The sequence below is a fragment of the Hypericibacter adhaerens genome, from assembly GCF_008728835.1.
GTDB lineage: Bacteria > Pseudomonadota > Alphaproteobacteria > Dongiales > Dongiaceae > Hypericibacter > Hypericibacter adhaerens.
On record NZ_CP042582.1, the window covers coordinates 134,145 to 158,848 of the forward strand.

A 24,704-nucleotide genomic window follows, 5' to 3' on the forward strand; every position below is an offset into this window, starting at 1 on the left:
ATGCGCCGCCCGCCGGTCGAATGGCTTGTATTTCGGCGTTGGAGGTTTGGGCGGCGCGGCAGTTTCAAGCTGACGCAGCTGCTTGCGCGTCGCCGATCCACCAGAGTTCCCCTTCGAGCCTAAAAAATCCGAAGCTTTCGTCCATCGCCCGGCTTAGCCAACCGGAATTCAGCGGTGATCGTCGGTAAGGCTCGCGGCAATCCAGACAATCGTCATGGCCTCAAGCCTTGACGCACATGTCGCCCCATCGGCACCTATGGGGTGCCCAGATTTGTTCGGAAAACTGGCGCACCATCAATGCTGGGAACGGGTACTCCGCGATCTATTGATTGGCGATCTCGTCTGCGCGCTGTAGGCGAGACGAACGCGGATTGTCGGGCTGCGTATGGGCCGATTTGACCGGAGAGACCATTGATCCAGGCTCGAAGCCTGCGTCAGGAGAAGGAAGACCGGGCCAAGAACGTCCCGATCCAGATGCCGAGCTTCGCAGCGTGAGCTGCTTCCTCCTGGGGCACATAGTCTGTCGAGTATTGCCGATACGCTACCGCCCAGCCTTGGGCGACCATCCAGGCATTCAGATCCTCGGAGCCGAGATAGCAGACCGTGACCGTCCGGCCGTAACGGTCGGTGTCCCTCGGCTGGCAGGAAACAGGGCTCGAGCCGACATGATCGGCCAGGGCGAGCGCGGCCTTTTGACTGCAGCGATAGTCTTTCCCTTGCGCGTCCCTGCACAACTGCCGGCTCTCCGGCGCGTCGATGCCGAAGAGTCTGACACGAGTTCCGTGTATTTCGATCGTATCGCCGTCGATGACGGAGGGGCGGCCTTGCAGATCAGCGGACTGCGCTGGCACGGCAACCAGCAGAAAGGCGATGATGAGCACGCACACTTGGTTCGACCACATGACCTGCTGGCTCAACTGCTTCCGGCGATCCTCGAGCCACATGTCATGGGTGCCGATCGCAGGTGACGGCTTGCTCCGTTCGGCCACTCGCCAGGGTGTAAATTCGGCTGGGCTAGTCCCAGAACCGCGAGAGGCAGCTCGCATCAACTGGACTCAGGCAGCGCAATTGTTGCCCTCATAGCGCCAGGACGTGATTTTCCCATTTGTGATAGTAAACGTCGTCTTACAGTTGAGATTGATGGTCTGCGGCGGGGATCCACCAATTGGCGTGGTCGTCGCATATGTTCCGTAATAGGTCGTCTGATATGTCGGCTCGACCCCGGGCAAGTAGGCCTGGCTCGATCGATGGTAGGTCAGATATTTCTGTCCGCCACTTTCGTAGACCTGATCTGGCGGACCCCATTGGGCGACTAGATCTTGCTCAGTGCTGTTCATCCAACTGTTGAGCACCTTTTCGTAGCCTGCCGACGTAGCGCAGCCCAAAGCGCGACTGTAGTGACAAGAACAAAGAATACGCGTTTCATTGCATTCCCCCGCTTAACCGTATGCTGTCGGCCCGGACCTCTTGAAACTCCCCGAGATCCATCATTGACGATAAAGCTATGACACAGGCAATGGGAGAAAAAGCAATAGGATTCAACCCTTCGGATTGCTACCGCTGCCCAGAGCGGCTATTCCGGCTTTCGCATTGCACTATTCCAAACTGGCGGCTCCGTAGGAGAACGCTGCGCCTGCCAACATGGCTCGCATCGCCGCCTTTAACCAAGATGGCAACAACTTCAACGGGCATTTCCTGCCGCCCGCTTTAATCATAGTATGGACGCTACAGCCACAGCAGCGCTTGGGCAAGAACCCCGCCGTTCGTAACCGACAGCGCAGTCATCCGGGGGATTCCTTGAACTATTGGCTCGACCTCTTCACACCATATACTTGGAACCGATTCCGAGATCACGGTGCGACGACCTCTGGCTTTCGCCCTCGGCAGAGAAAGGCTGCATTTGAACGAGTGAAGCGTGGCGACCTTAGCAGTGCGCACGGCTCTCGCCGCGCGCCGGCTGCGTGTGTGAGTCGGGGCGGGACAGTGCACTCACCACCGCATGATCGCCGGGACGCGGTACGCGACGCTGTCGGAAGCAAGCTGATCAATGTTGCCGGGCAGGCAGGAAGAAGCGCTTCAGCCCTGTCTTGCCCTAACCTTGCGCCGACTGCCGGCGCGCCACTTCCTGCTCGATCGCGGCAAGCTCGCGTTCCCACCATGCGATGGCCTCGCTGAGGACGTCGCGAGCATCATCGCCTTCCCACGTCCCGTCGAGAAGCGGCCGGTAGATGTTCTCGCCAATCTTCCCGACGTGAGCGAACCTCACGGGAGGGCCGCCATCCACCGGCTGGGCAGTGAATTCCACCGCAAGGGCGACCTCTGCGAGGGGGTGAACGTCGCTGCGATATTCCTTAAGCAGATTGTTGCGCTCGCGCTCGATGAACTCGCGGAAGATCTCGTGCTTCGGGTCCGCGCTTTTCCACTGCTTGAACGCGGCGTCGGCGGCCTGCTTGATGATTTGGTCCCCACCGTCCACTTTGTCGAGGACGTGGCCGACAGCCCTGATCAGGGCAACGGCTGCGGCCCAGTGAATGCGCCATCGCTGGATGTCTGTTTCCTCTTCCAGCAGCGACAGCGCCACACGGCAGTCATCGAGAACTTCGCGGGCCTTAACCGTCACGGGAAATCCTCCGCGGTCAGACAGGTCTCGGCTTGCTGGCCGGCGCGGAACGAGCTGGCGGCGATGTTATGCATCCTAGAAGCCGTCCTCGGGAACGCCGCCGAGGAGGAGTTCCGTGGTCGGGTCGGAAGTCGCGACGCGCCGGCCGGGTTCTTCGAGCTGTCTCACCAGCGCGGTCAGAAGCTGTTCGGACAAAACGGACGAGGCCGAATCTGGCGGAGGCATTGGTTTCACTTTCCAGTCCGCCAAGCGCTTCAGCGCGGCAAAGTCTACGCCGTCCACATGCTCGCGCAACACCATGATGCGTCGCTCAGGGTTCAGAGGATCGCCGACCTCGGTGCATCCCCGGGGCAAGCCAAGCGTCTCCTCCAGATCCTCCAGAGACAGCTGCAGCGCCTCCATCCCTATTGGCGTAAGCGCCCTCCCCAGACACGTCTGGTACGGGAATGCCTCCGCACAGGCGAGCACGATCCTTGCGAGCTTTGCCACATGCTCGTGGCAGCAGTTAGCGACATCGCGGTTCATCAAGGCGGGCGGGACGCGTTCAGCGTTGCCCGCGAAGCGGTATGACCACCGTCCGCGACCAAGCAAACTCCCGACGAGAGAGATTCGTCCCTCCTTCTGCGAAAAGTTCCGCAGACCCAGAAAGAAGGCAGCCGCGGGATCGGCTGAAAGGAGGCGCCGCTGGCTGTCCCACCACTCGGCAAAGTCCGGGACCCTTGCCATTTCCTTCTGCAGCAGGAATGTTACGCTGCGCGCGGCGGCCAAGAACGCGTTCAGCTCATAGCCGAACCTGTCCCTGTCGCGCTGCTTCGCAAGACGGCGGGCAAAATATTTGGCCTCGAGGAGGCGCTCCTCGACCAGGAGTAGGCTGGTTAGGCGGATCCGGTACACTGGCGCTACCGTAGCGTGTGGGCTAGAGAACTTGAGCACCTTTAGTCTATACTATCCTCGGACTGCCACACAGGACCTCATCGCCTCGGAAACGCGCCGATTCTACCGGCGCTCAGTCGTCTGGAGCTTGAGTGGCCAGGCGCGCTTAATAAGGAGGGGATCTGCGGGAATCGGACCAGACCCGCAGGCCGTGACGGAGGACGATGGGGCGTAGTGCATTTCCACGATATCGAGGCAGCGATCACGGCAGCTGCGTGCCCTGCCGCCGGGGCAGCGTGTCATGACCCTGAAGGCCGTGTCGCTGTTCAGCGGGGCCGGCGGATTCTGCGAGGGCGTACGCCTCGCGGGCTGGAAAGTTGTCTGCGCCGTTGAGTCGGATGCTCAGGCGTGCTTAACGCATGCCGCCAATTTCGGCGACGTCGCCCTGTTCAAGGGCGACATTGTCCGTTTCCTGCACGATGAGCAGCCGGGCGTGCCAAGCCTGCGCGAGTTGGCCGACCGCAAGATCGACATGGTTTACGGGGGTCCGCCGTGCCAGGGTTTCAGCCAGATTGGCCCCCGCAACCTCGCTGATCCACGGAACCGCCTGTACGAGGAGTTTGTTCGCGTCGTCCGTCTTCTGCGGCCGCGCGCCTTTGTGATGGAGAATGTTCCGAACATGGTGGCCATGAAGAATGGCCATTTCAAAACCAGGATCCTCGATGCGTTCCGGGAAGCTGGATATTCACGGACGGCGATCCTCCCAGTCATCGCCTCGGATTTCGGGGTCCCGCAGCACCGTCGACGCGTCATAGTTTTCGGCATCCGCGACAGACTGCCGTTCACCGGGGATTTCAAAGAAACCATCAAGGCGCTGGTCGGGCGGGAGAAATCGGACACGATCGTCACTGTCCGCGAAGCGCTTTCTGATCTTCCCGAAACCGTGTCGGAGGACGATGGGCCGCTACCCTATCCAAGGAAGCCCGGTGGCCGCTACTCCGACTTCCAGAAACTCATGCGCCTCGATTGGGATCATGAGCTGCTGACCTCCGCACGCAAGCGAAAGAATCTCTCCGAGGACGCGCTTCACAATCATCATACGAAGGAGATCGAGGCTCGCCGCAGGAAGATCATCGCCGCCATCCGCCCCGGCGCCCGCGGCGATTCCCTTCCGGCCGCTCTCTGGAATGGCACACGCGGACACAAATGGCGCCGCCTGGATCCCGAAAAGCCCTCCTACACGATCCTCGCGCAAATGCATCGGGACCTGTCCGAATGGATCCACCCGACACACAACCGCTGGATCACGGTCCGTGAGGCGGCGCGGCTTCAGTCCTTTCACGACGGCTTCATCTTCCACGGCAGCGAGTGGCAGCAGCTGAAGCAGGTCGGCAACGCGGTTCCTCCGCTCATGGGGCGTGCGGTTGCTCGCGCCGTTTCGGGCTTGCTGGAGCAGATGCCCCGCAAGGCAAGCCGTTAGGGCCGACATGAAGGGACTGGTTCTTCTGGTGATGGCTGGACTGCTTGCTGCACTGGCCATGATGCTCGGCCTTTGGAGTTGGCGGCGGCTGTCGCGTACCGCGAGCTTCGAGACGGCGCGGCGTGCTGCAGGCGTCGCCCTCCGGGCACCCGGACCGCAATTGGCGGGCGGCGACGCCGATCTGGGCAGAGAAAGCCAGCGCACCAGCCCCAGTGCTCGAACGATGCTGGACACCATGGGCGGCACCACACCCGCTATCTCCGTGGAGCCGGCGCCAAACGGCCCGAAAATGGCGGACCCGACGCAGACCCTCGATGAGGAAGAGGGGCCGGAACAAAAGGATGTGCCGCACGAGGAGGCCGAGCGATCGGAGCCGGGTATTCCTGTCCCGCTGCCTCCATCGGCGGAGGATGCCACAGCGCCAGCGGCTCCGGTGCCCGATGGCAGCGGAGCGGACAGTGCAGAGCCGGGCCTGTCACCGGCTGATGACGTCGGACCGGTTCCGGTGACTGCCGATCAGGGCGCAATACAGGAGACGGATAGCCTCACTCTTCCGTCCCGCGCTGCTGAAGATCAGGACCGCGCTGCCCCGGTGCTGGCCCCATCCGGTACGGCTGGCGCGCCCTGCGGCGCCACTCCGGCCAAAGCGGAGGGCGCGGGCGATTCGCCAGAGGGGGACTTCCCGGTCGAGGTGGCTGGCGCCGATCAGCCGGCTTTGCCTGGTGCAGAACCGGGCACTGGCGAACACGGTCCCGCGGCCCCTCCATCATCAGCGGAGGAGCGCTCACCAGAAAGTACCGGCTATGTAGAGCCTGAATCCTGTTCCGACGTAGCGCAGGACTCCATGCCGGAGTCTGGGCCGGCGGTCCGGCGACGGCAGCCTGCGGTCCATCGCGATCGTAGAGGAAAGCGCCGCACAGTTGCGGCCGCTGGAACATCGCCAGAGCCAGTCGCGGCTGCTCCAGGACCGGCAACCCGTCCACCGGCCGAAGCCAAGCTGCGCCTGTCGCTTCATCCGATCCACCGCACGGCGCGGCTATCCGTTGTGCTGACGCGTCCGGACGGCTTCCCAGCACGCGTAAAGGTTCTCGAAGCCGGCAGCGATGCGGTCGAAGCCTATGACGAGCAGCGTTACGACGATCTGGATCTGCCGTGGACGAGCGGGTTCCTTGACGGGGAGCTGCGCCTTACGAGCACTGACGGATTCCAATGGCTTCGGAGCGCACGGCAGGTCCACATCTTCGCGCAAGATCCGAACGAACCCGAGCTGATCTCAACGAGCGCGGCAAGGGCCGGCATCGCGCATACGCTGATCTGCCGGTCCGGCGATGCAGAGACCGTCCGCCTGGCCGCGGCTGCGACGGGCTCCCCTGAGCTCCAGACCCACGAGCATTGGCAGGGCATCCCCGGCGGCTGGCTCGTGCTGTCCGGCTACACCCCGGCCCACGCCGCGACGCCGCCGCTATCCGCAGGGTTCCGGACGATGGACCCAGGTGAGGGGCTGGAGATCAGCTTTGAAGGTGGGCTCGCGGTCAGAGGCCGTGCCTACGCCGCCGGCCATCCTCCGCGCATCATCGTCACGCCAGCGCCGGGCGCTGCCTCAGTCACGATCGGCGGCATCGCGGCGGAGCTCTCGTCGGACGGCGCCTGGACCGCGCCTGGGTGGGACAAGCCCGGCCAGCACATGGTCGACATCGTCCCCGGGCCTTCTGTGTCCTACGAGATTGCTGCCGATCCCTGGCTGTCCGGCGGCTGGGACTTCTGGGACGCCCATCCCCAGCGATTCGGCAATGGCGCGGGGGAGCCCTGGGCGCGGGCGAGAATCTGCGGTGCGCTCATCCGCGGACCAGCCGACGAAACGGTGCTCGCCGCCGAGACCCAGCAGACACTCGTCGCGCTAGGCGCCAGAGCAGGCGCCACGCCGCTCCGTCCGCGCGCCGACTCCACCGTCTCCGTCGGCCTCGTGGCCGAACCGCCCGCTTTTCTGCTTTCGGCGACTGGTCCCCGCCGGTCGCAAGGCCGCGTCATCTGGCTCGGCCTCACACCCGCACAGAATCCATCCCGGCGGCACGACGCGGAGTGGGTCGCCATTGTGCGGAGCGCAGCCGCGCGGCGCCTGCCTCTCGTCCAGGCCGATGCGCCCGGCGAGGCGGCCTGGCGGAAGGCCAAGGAGCGCGCCCGCCGGCTCAGGAACAGGAGGCCGCGCCCATGACGGACCGTCTGCTCGAATGGATGTCCTTCCGCCGGTCTGGCCGGGTCGGCGACATCGCCTCCGACCTTGCCGATACGGGTGCGACCCGCCGCACCGTGGATGATCTGGCCACGCTCGGGCATATCGAACTGCTGCCCGGCGCCGACTGGAAGATTGCACCGCCCGTCCTCGCGGCGCTGCCAGGAAGGCCAGACGGCGGCGCTTCTGCGGTGCTGTGCGGCGCCCGCACTCCCGGCGTTCTCGCTTCGCTGGCGAACGCATGCGCAAGCGCCGGTGTACAGCTCGACACGCAGGCCGCAGCAGCGCGGCCGTCGGTGATCCGTGTGATGGCCGGCTCAAATAGCGGGCTCGCAGCCGTTGCGTCCGCCGCTGGCATCCCGCTCCAGCATGACGCGGCGCTTACGCTGCTCGCATGCACGCCGGCGATCCACGACTGGCCCCGCACGCCGTGTCCGATGGTTGCCGGACGCGTCGAGACGGTGCGCCGCTTCTCCCGGTCACGGATCGGCTGGATTGCCTCCACGCTCGCAGAGGCAACCGCTGCCCGCTCCGGCTTTTTCCGCATCAAGCGCGACTGGGACTGGGTGAGCCTCCTCAAGACGGACGTGTCCGAGTGCGCCTATATCGACGACCGCGCCGGCCGGCTTGCCGCCGCCGCGAAGCTCAAGGCGGCTGCCTGGACAGCCAGCTCGGGTGCGCTTGATCTGCCAGGCCAGCTCTATCCCCCAGCGCCCATTGCCCGGGCTCTTACCCTCTGCACCGGCTTTCTCCCGCAGTACGACGCTGCGAGCCGGCGGATTTCCTTTGCCGGCGTCCCTCCAGAAATCCTGAGGCTGACGCTGGCCATTACGGGGCTGAAACTCGCATGAGCGATCCAATCCAGACCTTTCAAAGCCTCAAGGGCGCATATCTGCGCTATTTCGACAGCCCCTTCGACCTGCGCTTTGACGAGCTGGTCCGAGCCCGCCGGCAGCTGCTCGACCGCGACGGCGTGCTGTATCGCGAGCCGCTTGTAGAGCCGCAGCCGCCTTACGCCGGCAGCGGCCATGACGTGCGCTCCGCTGTGACGAGCGTGCTTGGAGCGGCTCCGGGTTGGACAGCCGCGTCCGTAGGCGACCTCGCAGCCATCGCCGAACGGGGCCTGTACCTGCCGCGCGGCGCTGTTCCGATCGAGCTGTACGCGCACCAGGTGGAGATGCTGCGTTCGAGCGTCCTGCACGGTGCTGACTCGGTCATCCTCACCGGCACGGGATCGGGCAAGACCGAGTCCATCTATCTCCCCGTCCTTGCCGCACTCATCAGAGAATCCGCCGCCTGGCCGGTGCTTGCAACAGCGCCGCGGAACGACTGGTGGACGATGCCACCGCCCCCTGGCTCGGGAAACCGGCGCTACCATCCGCGCATCTCCCAGCGCGCGCACGAGCAGGGAGGCCGGCCAGCGGCTATGCGCGCGCTTGTTCTCTATCCGCTCAACGCACTCGCCGAAGATCAGATGGCGAGACTCCGCCTGGCCCTCGACGGCGACCAGGTGCGCGCCTGGCTCGGCGCAAACCGTCCGGGCAACCGCTTCTGGTTCGGGCGCTATACCGGCTGGACACCGGTTTCGGGGCGGCCGGACCGCGACGGCGCGGAAGGCGAACTGCGCGCCGAGTTGCAACGGCTGAGCAGCATGGCCGCGCGGGTCGCCGGAACCGACGCCGAGCGCTTCTTCCCCCGCTTCGATGGCGGCGAGGCGTGGAGCCGCTGGGATATGCAGGACGCACCGCCCGACGTCCTCATCACCAACTACAGCATGCTGAACATCATGCTGATGCGGGACGTTGAAGTTCCCATCTTCGACCAGACCCGCCAATGGCTGGAGGCAGATCCCGCCAACATCTTCCATCTCGTGATCGACGAGCTGCATACCTATCGCGGCACGCCGGGGACCGAGGTGGGCTACATCCTTCGCGTCCTCTACGACCGCCTCGGTCTCCACCCCGATCATCCGCAGCTGCGCATCCTCGCCTCCAGCGCATCGCTCGGCGAAGACGAAGCCCGGGCGCAGGGCTATCTGCTGCAGTTTTTCGGCCGGTCGCGCCCGTTCAACTTGATCAGGGGCGGTGCGCTCCCGCTGCCTCCCGGCGCGGCGGACCGTCTGCGCCACCTCGCCGCTCCGCTCACGGAGCTTGGACATCAGGTCGCCAATGGCGGCGGAACCAGTCTCTCAGCCGCCGCCAGTGCGTTCGCTGCCGCAGCCGGCCTCCCGGCGCCCGACGTCAGCCTGCCCGAAGCACAGCAGCTGGGCGCCGTGCTGGCGGACGCCGGCGTGCCAGATGCCGTGCGTGCCGCATGCAATGGCGGCACAGACAACAATCCAACAGTCGTGCCCCGGACCATCGGCACGCTCGGCGCGACGCTCTTTCCCAATGACACGCCGGAGGATTCGATGGCGGCCGCGACGGGCGTCGTCGCGGCCATGGCGCCCGCGCAATCGCTAAGCGCCGCGCCGCTGCTGCCGATCCGGGTCCATCTTTTCTTCCGCAACGTCCAGGGCGTCTGGGCGTGCAGCAATCCGCAATGCAGCGAGGCGTCCTGGACGGACGCCGCCATTCCGGTCGGCCGGCTCTTCGACCGCCCGACGACCACCTGCGGATGCGGATCGCGCGTCCTCGAAATGCTCTACTGCGAGCCCTGCGGCGACATCTTTCTGGGCGGCTACCGGCGCACGCTGCAGCAGAATGTCTGGTCGCTAGTCCCCGACGATCCCAACATCGAAAAGGCGCCGGACCACTCGGCCAACGACCGCGACTACGAGAATTACGCCATCTACTGGCCCGCGCGGCTTCCGGACGGCACTCTTCGCCAGCCGCAGCGCGACAGCTGGGTCCAGGAGGGCGTCACGCGCAGATGGCACATGGCTGTCTTCGACCACCGCACGGGCGAGATCCAGGTCGCACGGCGGAGCACCGACGCGACAGGGTGGATCTACCATGTCGCTGACCTCCATCAGAACCCCGTGCCGCCGCGCGCGGCCGTTCCGAGCGCCCGCAACGAGCGTCCATCGGTTTGCCCCCAGTGCGAAGCCAACTGGAGCGGAATGGCCAGCTCCGCGCCCATCCGCACGCAGCGCACCGGCTTCCAAAAGGTCGCGCAAGTGCTCTCCGATTCACTGCTGCGCGAGATCGCGCCACCGCAGGCGGCTGCCGGACCGCCGCCGGAAGATGTGCGCCGCAAGCTCGTCCTCTTTTCTGACAGCCGGCAGGACGCCGCCAAGCTCGCCGTCGGCGTCGCCAAGTCTCACTGGCTCGACGGGCTGCGCCAGGCGCTGGTCGATGGTATGGCCGACAGCACGCGCGCGGTGCTTCTCTTCGAGCGCCAGGTTCAAGGTGCCGCCCTGAGCCCTGAAGAAACTGCGCTCGCCGGGCGATTCGCCGTTTCGCGGCAGACAGAAGCCCAGGCCATTCACTCGGCGCAGCACCCGACTTTGCGCGCCTTGCCGTCGGCAGTCGGCGGCCTGACTATGGAGCAGCTTTCGGCCCAGGTTCTCGCCCGAGCCCGTGCGGGGCTCTCGCGCGTCACCGACCTCGAGGAGGAGGCCGCACGCCGGCTGCTCACCACCGGCATGAACCCCGGCGGTGTCGACCGCAGCGTCATGTGGACCGACCTCGACGAGCACCAGGGCGAATGGCAGCGGCTTTTCGACTGGACCCGCTCTCCGCCGGACTACAGGCCGGCGCTTTCAGGCGAGGAGCAGGCGCACCGCACGCGCATCCAGGTCGCGGCACGCGAAGCCGTCGCCGAAACTCTGTTCTCCGGCGGCCGGCGCGACCTCGAATCACTGAAGCTCGGCTATGTCACATTTGACCGCATGCGGCACACTGGTGCCGCGGCTGTAGTTTGCGAGGCCGCAGACAGCTGCATCCGCATGCTCGGCAAGCGGCGCCGCATCGACACCCATCGCGCGACCGTCGATGACCCGCGCCTCCCGAAATATGCGCGCGACTATCTTGAAGCCGTCGCCGTATTGAATGGGCTCGTTCCGGCCGACTTCGAGCGCGACGTCACCGATCTCCTGACGTCGGCGGGTGTGTTCGATCAAGGGCTGCTGCTCTTCCGCGGCCTGTTCGCCGCCGATGCCGGCGATATCTATTATGAGTGCGGCCGCTGTTCGCGCATCCATCTGCACGCAAGCGGCGGAATCTGCAGCGGCTGCCACAACCGGCTTGGCACGCCGCTGCGCATCGGAATCGATGATGCAGGCCAGGAGGCCGATTACTACCGCTGGCTGGCTGTGAGCGCCGGCCCCATCTTCCGGCTCAATTGCGCCGAGCTCACCGGGCAGACGGACAAGGTGCTCGCACGCGACCGCCAGCGCCTCTTCCAGAACATCACGGTCGGCGCCGAAGTGCCGCTCACCGACAATATCGACCTGCTAAGCGTGACCACCACCATGGAGGCCGGCGTCGACATCGGATCGCTGCTGGCAGTGATGATGGCCAACATGCCGCCGATGCGCTTCAACTACCAGCAGCGCGTCGGACGCGCAGGACGCCGCGGTGCACCGCTTTCGCTGGCGCTGACGCTTTGCCGCGGGCGCAGTCACGATGACTATTACTTCCAGCGCCCCGAACGAATCACGGCCGATCCGCCGCCTCCTCCCTATGTCGACACCAACAGGCCGCAGATCCTCCTGCGCGTTTTCGCGAAGGAAGTGCTGCGCAGGGCATTTTCAGAGCTCAGCCTGTTCCCGGGAACGGCAGGAGACAGCGTGCATGGCGAGTTCGGCACGGCCGACGCGTGGACGCAGCCGCCGCCCAATCCGCCTGCCGGCTATACCGGCACGACCGTTGCCGACATCATCCAAGAATGGATCGGCTGGCATCATGCTGCTGTCGCGAGCATCTGCGATGCGCTCCTGGTCGGCACGCGTCTCGCCGGCGACGCCGCCCAGCGGACGGCCGCGATCGGCTGGATCACCACCAGGCTCGTGCCCGAAATCACGGCTGCGACCCAGGACCAGAGCCTTATCCAGATCGGCCTGAGCGAGCGGCTCGCCAATCGCGGCATCCTTCCTATGTTCGGGTTCCCAACGCGCGCACGCCTGCTCTACCACAAGCAGCCCACGAACTGGCCGCCCCGCCAGGTCGTCGACCGCGATCTCGAGCTTGCGGTCAGCATGTTCGCGCCCGGCGCCGAGACCGTGAAAGAGCGGACAATCCACACCGCTATCGGCGTCGCGCACTACCGGCCCCAGGGACCTCGCGCCGTCGAAGACAGCAACCCGCTCGGCCCGTCGGTCCGCATCGGCCTGTGCGGCAACTGCCAGCACGTCGAGACGGTGACCCCCGACGTCCCAGCCTGCCCAGTTTGCGCATCGCCGACGGGGCCGGACGAACGCGACTATCACCCGATGGACCTACGCCAGCCTAAGGGCTTCGTCAGCTATTTCACCAAGGCGCGCGACTATGATGGTGTGTTCGATTTCGTCCCGCGTGCCGCGCGGCCAAAGGTCGGCAGGCCTGCCTTTCCCATCACGCCGCACCTGAACTTCGATGTCGGCGCTGGCCAGGGACGGCTTCACGTCGTCAACGACAACGCCGGCAGACTTTTTCATTTCTCGCAGGAGCGCTGGGCCGGCACCGAAGCGATGGTCGACATCGCCGCCGCCAATGCCGCCGAGGAGAAGCATGCCGCATCGGTCGGCCGCAGGCCGGGACGGCCGCTTTCGCCGACGTCGCCGGTCCTGCCGTGCGCGCTGGCAGCGATCAGCGAAACCGACATGATGCTGCTGGGCATCCGCGACTATGGCCCTGGGCGCGGCGCCGATCCCCGGACACCGCAGGGGCGGGCGGCGCTCTACTCGCTGGCCTTCATGCTGCGCCGCGCTGCCGCCGTCTATCTCGACATCCAGGACTATGAGCTCAAGGCCGGCATCCGCAGCCAGGAAGGCCCGGCGCTCGGCACCGTCGTCGGCCAGGTCTTCCTCTCCGACACGCTTGAGAATGGCGCGGGCTATGCGACCCACCTTGGCACCCCGGCAGCCATGCAGGAACTGCTGGAGATGATCGCCCAGCCGACGCCGCGTGAATTTCATGACCGGCTGGCCACCCATTCCCACGCGGACGCCTGTGACACGTCCTGCCCCGACTGCCTGCGCAGCTACAGCAATCTCGCCTATCACAATCTGCTCGATTGGCGGCTCGCGGTCGACATGGCGCAGCTCGCGCTCGATCCGTCCGTCCCGCTCCTGCTATCGTCCCCGAGATGGAGCCGCGTAGCGGATCTTGCGGCCATCACGCTCGAGGCGGCGCGGCCCGGCTTCATCCGCACGCTGTTCGGCGGCCTGCCTGCCCTAACAGACGGCAGAGAGGCCGTCATCGTCACCCATCCGCTGTGGCTCACCGACCGAACCGCGGTGGGTCCGCAACTTGCGGCCGCCTGGGATGACGCAGAGCGCAACCGCGGTCTTAGGGTCGATCCGCAGCGCAGCTTTATTTCGGTTTTCGAGGCTTTGCGGCGGCCAGTCTAGCATGCACGGCCAGATCGTCCTCACGCCCCTCAACCGCACCGGCCCGACGTTATGGTCTCACATGCGTTTGTGTCCGCTCCGCGGTGCCTTCGCCGCCTCGCGGGCTGCGGAGAGCTTCGTCCTGCATGATCCACGCGCATGGCTAGGAACGGCATTCCACAAGGTCGTGGAGGCGGCCGCACAGCCCGGTGCAACAGCCGCAACCGCGGAGCAGGTCTGGACGGCGGCGGTCGATGAGGCGGCTGCATCGGCCAGATCGCATCGGCTCGACGCGCGCTATGCGGCACCCGATCGCTGGCCCGGCTATTTTCTTGTCCGGCAGCGGGCGCTCTCGTCGGCACAGGCTATCATCACCGCGAATACCGGCGGCCAGCGCAAGGCGCCGCGTAGCGGCGGTATGTCTGCCGAGCGGCTGCTTCTAGCGCGAGGAGGCCGGCTTGCGGGCCGTCCGGACCGCTTCGATGGCCGAGTCCTTACCGAATACAAGTCCTCGATTCCTGATATCGCATGGCGCGGAGCGGAGGCCGTGCTTGAGGGATTCCGCCGGCAGCTTCGACTCTACGCAGCCATCATCGCCGAAGCGCTGGGGCGGTGGCCAGCAGAGGGCCGCGTTGTCGCCGCATCCGGCCAGACCATGGACGTGCCGCTCGACCCCGCAGTCTGCGAGGCAGAAGCCAGAGACGCACTTGCGGCGCTCGACAGCTTGAATCGGACTCTTGCCGCAGCGGCTCCGCCAGAAGCGCTTGCCCGGCCCGGGGAGGAGGCGTGCACCGCATGCCCATTCCAAGCGCTCTGCCCGGCATTCTGGCCGTGGCTCGCCACAGCTGGTTCAAACGGCCTCACAGAGACCGCGGCGGCTGGCGTGCTGGACTGGATCGAGCCGGGTCAGGATGGAGACCTTTACACTGCGTATCTCTCTGTCCATCAGCCGTCCATGCCGCCAGGAATACAGCCGCTCGTTTTGCGCCGGAGCATCCACGGTGACCTGACCGCGTCGCCAAAGGACGCGCGCTGGAGAATCGTCTCGGCTAAGCTGAAGCCTGATGGCCGGCTGCGGGCAGACCGGTCGACCTGCGTCTTCGCGCTGGACGATCTACCCAGCGTGGTGACGGCCGCGGCGACCGCGAGCGCAGATCAATTGTCGTGACAGGAAAGCTGGGTGCCCAAGTCCAAGTCGTCAGCAGTCGCAAAGATACCACCCCGCCGGAAGCGCGAGCCACTCACGCGCTCCCAGATGATGGCGCGCATCCGCTCAAAGAACACGAAACCAGAAGTGCTGACCCGATCGGCCGTACAAGCGCTCGGCTTACGTTTCCGCAACCATGTCGGCGACCTCCCAGGCAAGCCCGATCTCGCGAACAAAAGTCACAAGTGGGCGATCTTTGTCCATGGGTGCTTCTGGCACTCCCACACAGGCTGCCGGCTGGCGTCGTCACCGAAATCGAATACCGGCTACTGGAGCGAGAAGCTCGCCCGAAACCAGGTCCGCGACGCCGAAAAGATCGCTGCTCTCGAATCGCAGGGCTATCGCGTTCTCGTTGTCTGGGAATGCGAGGTCCGAGATGGTGCGCGCCTCCAGCGCGCCCTTGAGATGTTCTTCGCCTCCGCCGTGCGATAACGCTGCAGCCTTGCATCTCCGTATCGAACTAGCGGCACTACTCGTCCGTGAACTGCCTGCAGCGGCTTGACGGCTGGAAGAACCTGCGATGATCGTTAGTCCTCGATCTCGATCTCGCAGGCATCAATGTCATCGCAGGAGCGCGGCGACCTGGTTGCCGGCGCGGCAGGTGGCGGTGCCCCTGCTTCGGCAGCGGTAGGGTTTCGCCTACGCCACAATCAGGCGTGGCAGTGCTGTACTAAAGCTATAAAAAGCCCCACCACCGTGACTGCAGCACAGCAGACCTATGGGCCTGCTACGGTGACCCGCGGCGGCGGCACGAGCCTGCCGCGCAGCCGCCCACATTCACGATCACCACGCAGCCGTTCTGGCTCCGGGTCGTCATGTCGTCTCCAGCGATCCCCGCTTGCGCGAGCGCGCCCGCGAGCAGCTTGCCAAGCGTCTGCGTGGTGGAGCCCTGCGGAGCAGCCTTCGACCCTTGGCCGGTCCTGCATGCCGAGGTACGACGCAATCGATTCTTGGCCTTGCGACCATCGAGCAGGTCACCATCGGCGACGGGCACACCGGCTTCCTGGAGGATCCGCAGGATGTAGGTCTGGACCGTCTCCTCGTTTTCGTCCGCGAGGCGCTTGATCAGCCGGCGCAGCGCACGACGAACGCGGATCTGAATGATGACGCGCTTTTCGTCGCCGGTCTCATTGTTATCGGGCCCGGGATCCGGTCGTCCCGACGTCGGAACCGTCCTCATTTTCTTCCTCTTGAGCTTGCCGGCCTCGATCGTCGCGTTACTCCGCCCCGCCTCCTTGCCGGCTCGCTGCCCCTGCCGACGGTTGGGCCCTCGGCCCGCAGGGTCGTGGGCCGGCCGGGCCTTGAATTGCAGTTCCTTGTTTCGCGATCGCCGCATGGGACCTTCGCTCCTGTTGCCATGTGCCAGCCCCGCATGTTGGATCGCAACGTCGGGATCGGCCCCTAGAGGGCAGGATGTGCCTTCCCGCCGAACTCCTATTTTCCGCGCGGCGCTCTGCTCATCCGATCGCTCGTCTCGACCACCGCGTGGCTCCCGATATTGGATCGCCGCCATGCGCTTCGATCCCGGACGACCAGACAAGGCGTCCCTTCCGACTCCGTGGGATGATCGCGCTCGCGGTTGGACCGGGCGGGACCGACTGGAAGCCCTCTTCAGACAGTCGGCTTCCTCGACTTCGCCATCCGAGGCGCCGCCTCTGCCGCGCCTCCGACGCCGGATTTGTCGATCAGATCCCGAGCGTGACCGACGTCGCCCTCGCCACACCAAGTCATGCTGGCGGCGTCATAGGAGAATTTCGCGGCATTCATGATGTCGAGGACGGCCTGCCTCGGCTTTGTATCGAACCGGACCGTCATCCATGCCGGCTTCCGCCGCGTCTTCCCTGCCTTGAGGAACTCCGCGTGCCCTGCCACCCAGCACTGGTAGCGGGTCTGCCGATCGGCCAGCATCTCCGCCATCGTGAGGATCGCGCCCATCAGCATAGCGTCGTCGAAGTCGATGATCTGCCCGCGCTCGAGGAGCGGAGCCTTCTGGCAGTATTTGTGGACCCTGGCCCTTTCGGCCGCGCTCTTCATCATGTTGTCCTTCCGTCCCTGGCGCAGTGCGCCCTGCTGTTGCTTTTGCTCGACCTCTGCCCATGCGACGACGACGCGCGTCTTCGCGTCGGCGATTTCGCGGTCGAGGCGCCTGACCTGTTCGATCTTTCGTGCGGTCGTTTTCGTCATTTCCAACCAGTTATTCGCGGCGCCAGTTTTTCCCATGAACGCGCAATGCAGCGGTGACCGCGCCGCGAGAATTTCGGCCGGATTCCGGGACCTTGCTGCGATGCAAATTTTCTTCAGAGCGGGGCGATTCTGAGTGCGATGCCCAATCGGATTCCACGAGCTGCTGACGGACGCAAGGACGGCTCCACCACCCTCGACGCCCGGATTGGCACCGCTGCCGCAGCGCCGATCTCTCCCCGCTGAAGACCTTTCTGCCTCGCCTGGCTCAGCTTCGGCGGCGCCCCAGCGGCGCCACTCCGCTGACGCGTGGATTCCCCAGCTGGCGCTTCCGCACCGACGCCCCTCCATGACCAGTCCATCCCCGAACCGGCGCCCCAGCGCCGGAACCAGCAAGAAAGGCCCGCCGCCATCGCGGCGGGCAGCGCAATATGCAATCGCGTCAGGGGCAAGCCCCGACGCGATTGCTGCTTGCGGAATTTCCCTTGAGTGCCCGATGGTTGCCGGCGCACGTCCGGCCATTTCCCGGCACCGTCTCGGATCCGCCTCTACATCCCCTTCATGGGATGACGCATGAGGTCGGGTCGATGTCGAGCACGTTCTATCGCAAGACGTTTCTTTCCACGAAGCACGGCCACCTGTCGGTCGCGCTCGGCTCCTACATCCTGGGCGAACCCCTGCGGAGCGATCTCACTGGCGAGCTCTTCCGGCACGGCGCGGGCCGGGACGATGTCGCCTGCTCCGGAACCCTGCTGCCGCCGGATGCGCCGCTCTGGTTTCTGGATGGCGAGGGCAATCCGAATCCACAGGCGATCTGGAACGCGAACGACCGGACGGAGCTCTCGGCCAACAAGCGGAACAGGGAGCCGAAGTGGAAGAAGAGGGGCCAGCTCGCGATGCACGTCATCGCCGCGTTGCCCTGGGAAGTCTCCGACGAGGTCCGCGAGCAGATCGCGCGGCGCCACGCCGAGGAGTTCGCCCGGCGGGGCGCCGTTGTGACCTGGGCGATCCACAAGCCGAGCGAACAGAATTCGAAGAATCACCATCTGCACCTGCTGGTCTCGACCCGGCGGGTAACGCCGCAGGGCTTCGGCAAAAAGGTCCGCGGCCTCGCCGCCGCCTTCTCGCGGGGCGAGGGGCACGAGCGGGCCACCATCCACAAGGATTCGCCGCCGCGGCAATGGCGCGCTTTTCTCGAGCAGTTCGCCGCCGAGCACGGCATCGAGCTCGAGTTCAACGTACCGCAGGCGGTCGCCGGCGTGCACTGGGGCAATGCCCCGCGCCGCACCCCCAGCGAGAAGCAGAAGGCCGACGCCGAGGCCAGGGCGGCGGCGCGGGCGCTGCTGCTCGATCCCAGTAAACTGCTCGAGGTGGTGACGACGCGCCAGGCGGTCTTTACCCGGCGCGACCTGCTGAGGCTGCTTCGTGCACACGAGATCGTCGGGGAAGAGGCGGATTCGATCTTCGCCCGCGCGCTGGCCGATCCCGAGATCCTGCACCTGCGCGATTCCGCCACCAATGCCCACCACGGGCTCTTCACGACCCGCAGCGTCCGCGCCCAAGAGATGCGGATCCTCGCCGCCGCCGATCAGATCAGGAACCGGCCGATGGCGCCGGCTGACGTCCGGGCGTTCGCCGCCGCGGCGGCGCGGATCCAGAAGGGCCGGCTGCTATCCGCGGAGCAAAAAGCCGCCTTCCTACGCTGCCTCGGGGAGGAGGGGCTCTCCATCATCCAGGGCCTCGCCGGCGCCGGCAAGTCCTTCATCATGGCCGTCATCCGCGATGCACTCGAGGCGGCCGGCTACCGCGTCATCGGCCTTGCCCCGACCAATGCGGTCACCGCCGACATGGCCACCGGCGGCTTTCACACCGCCTCCACGATTCACCTGGAGCTCCTGCGGCAGGAAACCAAGACCGGCTGGTATGAAGCCTGGAATGCCAGGACCTGCCTCATCCTCGACGAAGCCGCGATGATCGACGCCAATCTCTATGAGCGCCTGCTGGTGCGGGCCGCCGAGGCTGGCGCAAGGGTCGTGCTGGTCGGCGACGATCGCCAACTGAGCTCGATCGAGCGCGGCGGCATCTACGGATACCTGAAGAAGACCTGCCGCTTCGCCCTCCTGCGCGAAGTTCGCCGCCAGAATGAACCGTGGGCCAAGAAAGCCAGCCTCTCATTCGCCGAGGGCCGCCTCCTGGACGGTCTCAAGCCCTATCACGAGCGCGGCTACATTACCTTCCATGCCGACATCGCCGAAGCCGCCAATGCCCTCGTCCGGCAGTGCCTCGAGGACCAGCGCCAGGAGCCGGACAAGCCGCGCTTCGTCTATGCCGCGACCCGCGATGCGGTCGCCAGGCTCAATCTCGGCCTGCAGCAGGGCAACTGGACGCTGCGGCCGCCGGAGCGAAAACAGCGTCTTCAGACCGCGAACGGCGAGGTGGAGTTCGGCAGCGGGGACCGGATCCAGTTCTTCGGCAACGAGCGCAAGCTCGGCATCGTGAACGGGCTCATCGGCACCATCGTCGCCATGCAAGCAGATGCGGTCACGGTCAAGACGGACGAGGATCGCATCATCACCTTCGATCCCACGGTTTTCGATCAGTTCGGGCTCGGCTTCGCCGGCACGATCTATCGCGGGCAAGGCCGTACCCAGGTCCAGACCTACTGCCTCTATGACCACGCGTTCGCTTGGGGTTCGGCGAGTTCGTATGTCGCTTTCACCAGGCACAAGGAATCCGTGCGCTGCTACGTGCCGCGGCCGCTGGCGGCGGACCTCGAGACCCTGGCCAGGCAGATGAGCAAGAGCGACCCACGGGTCAGCTCGCTGGAATTCGTCTCGGAGGAGGAACTGCGGGGGGAGATTCCCGCCGGACCCTCGGACGACCGGGCACTGGTGAATAACCGGACCGTCGCCGAGCCACGTCTTGAGTTGCGCGCCGCTGTCGTGAAACCCGATGTCGACGCTGACTTCGCGCCTTCGAGCGAGATCGTCGCCACATCGCCGACCCGACCCGCCGAGCCCAACGCCCAGCATTCGCCCAAGCCGGCAGCAGATCCCGCGCCGGCCTCGCTCGGCCTACCGTCGGATGTCGTCCCTGCGATCGCCGGACCAAGCTCCGGTGCTGGCGGCGGCCCCGGCCGCAGGACCGGAACGATGCCTGCTCTTCCCTATCGTACGTATTTCGCCGGCCAGGACCGCAGCTTCGATCTCAGCCTGCCGGGGGACGAGGTGGAGCTGCTGGACGCGCTTTCGAACGAGCCCATGAAGCGGGTGGTCGAGGTCTACGGCGACCTCCAGCGCACGGCGGCAAACGCCGACCCTGCCACGGCCGGTCATCTGCGCGGTCTTCTCCGCCGCATCACGACACAGAGCCAGGACCGCGGCTTCCTGCCGCGCGAGAACCGCGTTTACGCAGAGTGCCTGCACTATACGAGGCTCGATCCGCACAACATCATCCACGACGAGGCGCTCCGCAAGCATAAGGACGAGGTCGACATCGCGCCGATGGTCGAGCCGCTCTACGACGTGAAGCCAGACGTCCGGCGCAACCTGGCGGCAAAGCTCAAGGGCTTCGTGATCGAGGCGCTGAGGAACATCGACGGCAGCCTCGGCAATGCGTCCGTCCGGGCGAGACACGACGAGGCGCTGCAGTTCGCGATCATCAATACCCGCGCCTGGCTCTACGATGTGACCTATGCCTGGGGCCTCGATCTTCACCCCGATGTTTCCCGCGCGCTGGGCCGGCGTGCCATGCCGGACGAGTATCGAGATCAATACCTCTCCCTCGCCCGCAAGGCCGAGAAGGCAGCCGGGCTCCAGCCCGCACCGCCGGCGCCCGAGGCGCAGCCGCAAACGGTGATCCGCCGGCCGATCTACCCGCATTTCGATTACCACAAGGAGCGCCTGCTGACCGAGCTCTACCGCACGCGGCTGGTGGCACAGGTTGCCGAGGCCGCGAAGATGTTCGACGACGCCATGATCCGCCGGAACTTCGCCGAATACTGCAGCGGCGGCCGCAGCGCCGTGCATCGGGACGAGGAAGAGGCGGCCCAACTGCGTCTCGACGGATTGAAGCGCAAGCTCGCTGCCTTCGAAGCGGACCCGGCCCGCACGATCCGCGTCGCGAGGCCCCTGGACTTCCTGCCGGCCAGCGTGACCGAGAAGGACGTCGTGGGCCCGAAGGTCTTCTATGCCCCGCGTGTGACCGGCTTCCAGAGCCCCGACAAGGCGACGCAAATGCTGGAAGCGATCCTGCGGGAACGGCTCTGGATGAGAGTGCGGCAGCCACGACAGGTGCAGCCGGAGCAGCAGCAGCCATCGCAGCCCACACCGACGAAGCAGATCGATCGCACCGCGGGCCGAGAGATCGACTGAGCGCTCGGCGCACGGCCGATATCGATTGCAGTGCGGCCGGTTCATGATTCCCAGCCGCTTGCGACGATGGAATGCATTTTATCGATCGCGGCCGCCGCCCGGGGACGGGCGGCGGCATGGCGGCGAGGACGCCGCCTGATGATCCCGCTTCGTGCGATCGAGATCGACGGCACTGAACAATCGCGCGTCACTGCACGGTCGATTCCAGGGACAGACGAGATCAATCCCCCGCCTTGACCTGGCGCCCGCCACCGCCGCCGGCCGCTGCGTGGCGGCGGCGAGCGCCCAATGACGCAAAGCCGGAAAGCACCAGGCATGACTCCTGGGCCGTCGCGCAGCTCCAAGGGAGCCCCCTGCATGGCATTTGCCTTGACCCCACCGGTCGAGAAGACCACCCGGCCGGACCACCGTACCTACCGCGATCCCAACGGCGGCGCGTGGATCACCTGCCACCTCATCGACGACGATGCGCTCGCGACGTTCGCGGCCCAGTCGGGCCAGATCGAGATCCGCCAGGCCCTCGGTACCGGATGGGTGCCGAACACTGCCATCGATCAGCTGGTGCAGGCGCCGCGCGCGCTTGCCTGGATCGACGACCGAATGACGCCGCAAGCCAACCGGCTGCGCCGAGAGATGCGGCGCCAGATCGTGGATGCTCGCGCACGCATCCGCATCCGCCACGGCCGCAGCGTCCTTGCCGGCATCACCCATCGGACGACCGCCGGCAAGCGCCAGCAGGTCCTGGTTCTGGTCCTCACGCGCAAGTTCGTCCGCAGCTGCGACTGGCAGGTCGGCGTCGATGCGAACCATGGCCCCCTGGAAGCTGGCGCCTTCGCGCCACCGACCTCGCTGACAAGCTGACAAGCCGCCTTTCCAGCCAGCGATCCCGCCTCCTCGCCGCGTCGGCTGAGCGGCGAGGAGTTCGGGATCACACGCTGCAAGAAGAGGAATTCGATGTCCGACAAACCCACCGCCCAGCTCGAGGGCTGGCAACTCCTGACGCTGCATGGCCGCCCGCATCAGCTCATCGGTTTCGCGACCGACCACCCACGCTTGCCAGGCCATCGCCGCTTCATCCACACCTCCCGCGTTCTCCGGATCAGCGACGACCTGACCGAGGCGGAGACTTTGAACACGCTGTATCGGCTGCGACGTCCGCTGAGCGACATGCGGTTCGATCAGGCCTATCCGACCTTCATCGCGATGGCCGACCTCGTCGCCGAGCGTGTCGTGGGCGGGCATTGGCGGATCAGCCGCAATGGCCAGATCCAGGCAGGCGGTATCCCCGGCTTTCAGATCGCGATCCTTTGCATGCTCGACCTGCTCGATCGGCCCGGACACTGACCCGATCGGCTGGCTCGCTGACTAGCCAGCAAGCCAGCAACCGCCGCGAGCGGTTCATCATCACACTTCTCCATGAAAGGACTTCCCATGGCCTCCCAGGTCATCGTTCTACCCTCGCGCCTGATCGACAGCATCCTCGACCATCCCGAGACGCCGCGCATGATCGCCTTCGGGTCGCGGGACCTCAACTCGATGCCGCGTAAACTGTCCGACGGCAGCCGCGCGCTCATCATCGATATCGACCGCCTGGTTCATTGTCCCGGGCTCCCCAATCGTCTCAGCGAGGAGGTGTTCGCCATCCTCCTCACCAGCATGCCCGCGGGATTCCCCGTGCCGGAGCCTCTGCCGGAGGCCGTGGTGTTGCACGTGCTGGACGACGTCGAGGCCGCGCTCGTGGAGCTTCGGCGCCTCACTGGCCATGAGAAGGTCGAGATCGCCGCGGCCATCGAAGCGGCACGCAACGCGCCGACGACCTTTGCTCAACCGATGCACAGCGCCCCCGCGGATTCGATGGAGGCTGCACTTCTTCAGCAGGCCACCGATCTGCAGGCACGCCTGCAGCCGGCGCTCGATGCTCTGGATCGCAAGCTCGCGGCATACGCGACCGAGGTGCGCAGGAGCCGCCTCGAGACGGCCGTTGTACGGCTCAGCCTGCAGGCCGACCTCGGGGCCACGCTCCACCTGGATCCGGTCGAAGGCGGATTCCTGCCGCGCGTCTCCGGCGATCACCGCTATGGCGGATTCGAGCAGCTCTGGCGTGCTACGCTCAACCGCCTGGCGGCCTTCCAGAGCACGCTCGATACGATCCATCGCGCCGCGCGCGACGGCAGCAATTGGCTGGGAGATTCCGCGCTGCTGCCGCTGCAGGCTACCCTGCTGAACGGCTTGATGGCACCGCTGCGCTGTGGGTGCTATCGCACCGGGCGCATGGTGATCCGATCGCCCTTCGACGGATCCCGGCACGATCTTGCCTTGCCCGCCGCGGCCGTCCCCAGCGCGATCGATGCCTTCACGCGCGGTTACGATGCCCGGCTCTGGCATGGCCTCCATCCCGTTCTGCGGGCTGGCCTCGCTCACTGCGAGCTGGTCCGGATCCACGGCTTCTCCGACGGCAATGGTCGGCTCGCCCGGCTCGTGCTCCAGGCCATGCTGATCGAGGACCGCCTGCCGGCGCTGCCGCTCGAAGCGGTGTTCGTCTGGAACCGCGGTGCCTACATCCAGCGCACCGATGCCGCGGTCCGCAATGCAGATCTGCTTGGCTTCCTGCAGTGGCTCGTGAAGGCCGTCGAGAAGAGTGTCGCGTTGGGGCGGCAGTTCACGCGCGCCATGGCGCCGGTCCGCGACCGGCTGCGCGATTCCTTCTCGGACGGCGGGCCGCGCTTCGCCACCATCGCCGCCGAGCAAGCGACTTCCATGCTTGTCGGGCCAGATGCGCAGTTCCTGCAGCGGGGCATGATCATCCGCGATCTCGGCCGCCATCTCGATGCGGCGGGGTTCGATCCCATCTTCTCCGGCAGCTTCGACGTCATCGGAGAGCGGATGGAGCTCGCCTATTCCTGTCCCCTGGCCCGCGATCTCCTCGCCGCACCGGCGGCGCGGATCCAAGGCGCGCAGGGTCCCTTTCCACAGTCAGCAAGCTTGCAAGCCAGCAAGCTGGAAAGTCAGCTCCATGGTAACCCAGGTCATTCGCTGTCCGCTCCCCATGCTCGCGTCGATTCGGGCCGGGGCGGAGTTTCGGAAGTCATCGGCGGATCCAGGATCTCCGGAGTGACAACAGCGCGCCGTCTGCAACCCAACTCAGACTGTCATTCAGCTCTTGAGTCACGTGGCTCTGGTTTCAGGCGTGGGCATTGTTATTCCGCTCTGCGGCAGGGCAATGAGGATGCGGGACGTTCTTGAATGAACAGGAGAACGGACGGTAGGT

15 protein-coding genes are annotated in these 24,704 nt (G+C 65.8%); 10 read left to right on the top strand and 5 right to left on the bottom strand.

The window, feature by feature from the left end:
• Window positions 1–434 precede the first annotated feature (434 nt).
• The 3 genes from FRZ61_RS00650 to FRZ61_RS00665 all read right to left on the bottom strand — a co-directional run bounded on the left by FRZ61_RS00650 (window position 435) and on the right by FRZ61_RS00665 (window position 3,514).
• Window positions 435–917: a thermonuclease family protein gene (locus FRZ61_RS00650; protein WP_225309040.1), complete on the bottom strand. Its 483-nt coding sequence runs from the start codon at window positions 915–917 to the stop codon at window positions 435–437.
• A 1,175-nt stretch (window positions 918–2,092) separates the two neighbouring features.
• A complete protein-coding gene (locus tag FRZ61_RS00660; RefSeq protein ID WP_151114472.1) occupies window positions 2,093–2,620 on the bottom strand; it encodes a hypothetical protein in 528 nt (175 codons plus the stop codon).
• Between the two features lie 75 nt (window positions 2,621–2,695).
• Window positions 2,696–3,514 carry a hypothetical protein gene (locus FRZ61_RS00665; protein ID WP_151114473.1) on the bottom strand — a complete coding sequence of 273 codons (819 nt, stop codon included), beginning with the start codon at window positions 3,512–3,514 and terminating at the stop codon, window positions 2,696–2,698.
• Window positions 3,515–3,794: 280 nt separating this feature from the next.
• Between FRZ61_RS00665 and FRZ61_RS00670 the strand changes: the two genes are divergently transcribed.
• The 6 genes from FRZ61_RS00670 to FRZ61_RS00695 all read left to right on the top strand — a co-directional run bounded on the left by FRZ61_RS00670 (window position 3,795) and on the right by FRZ61_RS00695 (window position 15,314).
• On the top strand, window positions 3,795–4,973 hold the full coding sequence (locus FRZ61_RS00670; protein WP_225309041.1) for a DNA cytosine methyltransferase: 1,179 nt from the start codon (window positions 3,795–3,797) through the stop codon (window positions 4,971–4,973).
• A 7-nt stretch (window positions 4,974–4,980) separates the two neighbouring features.
• Entirely contained in the window at window positions 4,981–7,185 is a 2,205-nt protein-coding gene (locus FRZ61_RS00675) for a hypothetical protein (protein ID WP_151114474.1), read from the top strand.
• Window positions 7,182–8,054 carry a hypothetical protein gene (locus tag FRZ61_RS00680; protein ID WP_151114475.1) on the top strand — a complete coding sequence of 291 codons (873 nt, stop codon included), beginning with the start codon at window positions 7,182–7,184 and terminating at the stop codon, window positions 8,052–8,054. The genes FRZ61_RS00675 and FRZ61_RS00680 overlap by 4 nt, the downstream gene beginning before the upstream one ends.
• Complete coding sequence (locus FRZ61_RS00685; protein ID WP_151114476.1) at window positions 8,051–13,696, top strand: DEAD/DEAH box helicase; 5,646 nt, start codon at window positions 8,051–8,053, stop codon at window positions 13,694–13,696. The genes FRZ61_RS00680 and FRZ61_RS00685 overlap by 4 nt, the downstream gene beginning before the upstream one ends.
• Before the next feature lies 1 nt (window position 13,697).
• Complete coding sequence (locus FRZ61_RS00690; protein ID WP_191909230.1) at window positions 13,698–14,843, top strand: PD-(D/E)XK nuclease family protein; 1,146 nt, start codon at window positions 13,698–13,700, stop codon at window positions 14,841–14,843.
• A gap of 87 nt (window positions 14,844–14,930) precedes the next feature.
• Window positions 14,931–15,314, top strand: coding sequence for a very short patch repair endonuclease (locus tag FRZ61_RS00695; RefSeq protein ID WP_407657905.1), 384 nt, complete (start codon window positions 14,931–14,933; stop codon window positions 15,312–15,314).
• Window positions 15,315–15,609: 295 nt separating this feature from the next.
• Here the strand turns inward: FRZ61_RS00695 and FRZ61_RS00700 are convergent, their stop codons facing one another.
• Window positions 15,610–16,218, bottom strand: a complete 609-nt coding sequence (locus tag FRZ61_RS00700) for a hypothetical protein (protein WP_151114479.1) — start codon at window positions 16,216–16,218, stop codon at window positions 15,610–15,612.
• A 275-nt stretch (window positions 16,219–16,493) separates the two neighbouring features.
• On the bottom strand, window positions 16,494–17,066 hold the full coding sequence (locus FRZ61_RS00705; protein ID WP_151114480.1) for a hypothetical protein: 573 nt from the start codon (window positions 17,064–17,066) through the stop codon (window positions 16,494–16,496).
• A 428-nt stretch (window positions 17,067–17,494) separates the two neighbouring features.
• Here FRZ61_RS00705 and FRZ61_RS00710 point away from each other — a divergent pair, with 428 nt between their 5' ends.
• The 4 genes from FRZ61_RS00710 to FRZ61_RS00725 all read left to right on the top strand — a co-directional run bounded on the left by FRZ61_RS00710 (window position 17,495) and on the right by FRZ61_RS00725 (window position 24,679).
• Window positions 17,495–21,436 (top strand): AAA family ATPase, encoded by a 3,942-nt coding sequence (locus tag FRZ61_RS00710; protein WP_151114481.1) that lies wholly within the window; start codon window positions 17,495–17,497, stop codon window positions 21,434–21,436.
• 357 nt (window positions 21,437–21,793) lie between these two features.
• Window positions 21,794–22,297: a hypothetical protein gene (locus tag FRZ61_RS00715; RefSeq protein WP_151114482.1), complete on the top strand. Its 504-nt coding sequence runs from the start codon at window positions 21,794–21,796 to the stop codon at window positions 22,295–22,297.
• A 93-nt stretch (window positions 22,298–22,390) separates the two neighbouring features.
• Window positions 22,391–22,780, top strand: a complete 390-nt coding sequence (locus FRZ61_RS00720; protein WP_151114483.1) for a hypothetical protein — start codon at window positions 22,391–22,393, stop codon at window positions 22,778–22,780.
• 87 nt (window positions 22,781–22,867) lie between these two features.
• Entirely contained in the window at window positions 22,868–24,679 is a 1,812-nt protein-coding gene (locus tag FRZ61_RS00725; protein WP_191909231.1) for a Fic family protein, read from the top strand.
• Window positions 24,680–24,704: the final 25 nt, after the last annotated feature.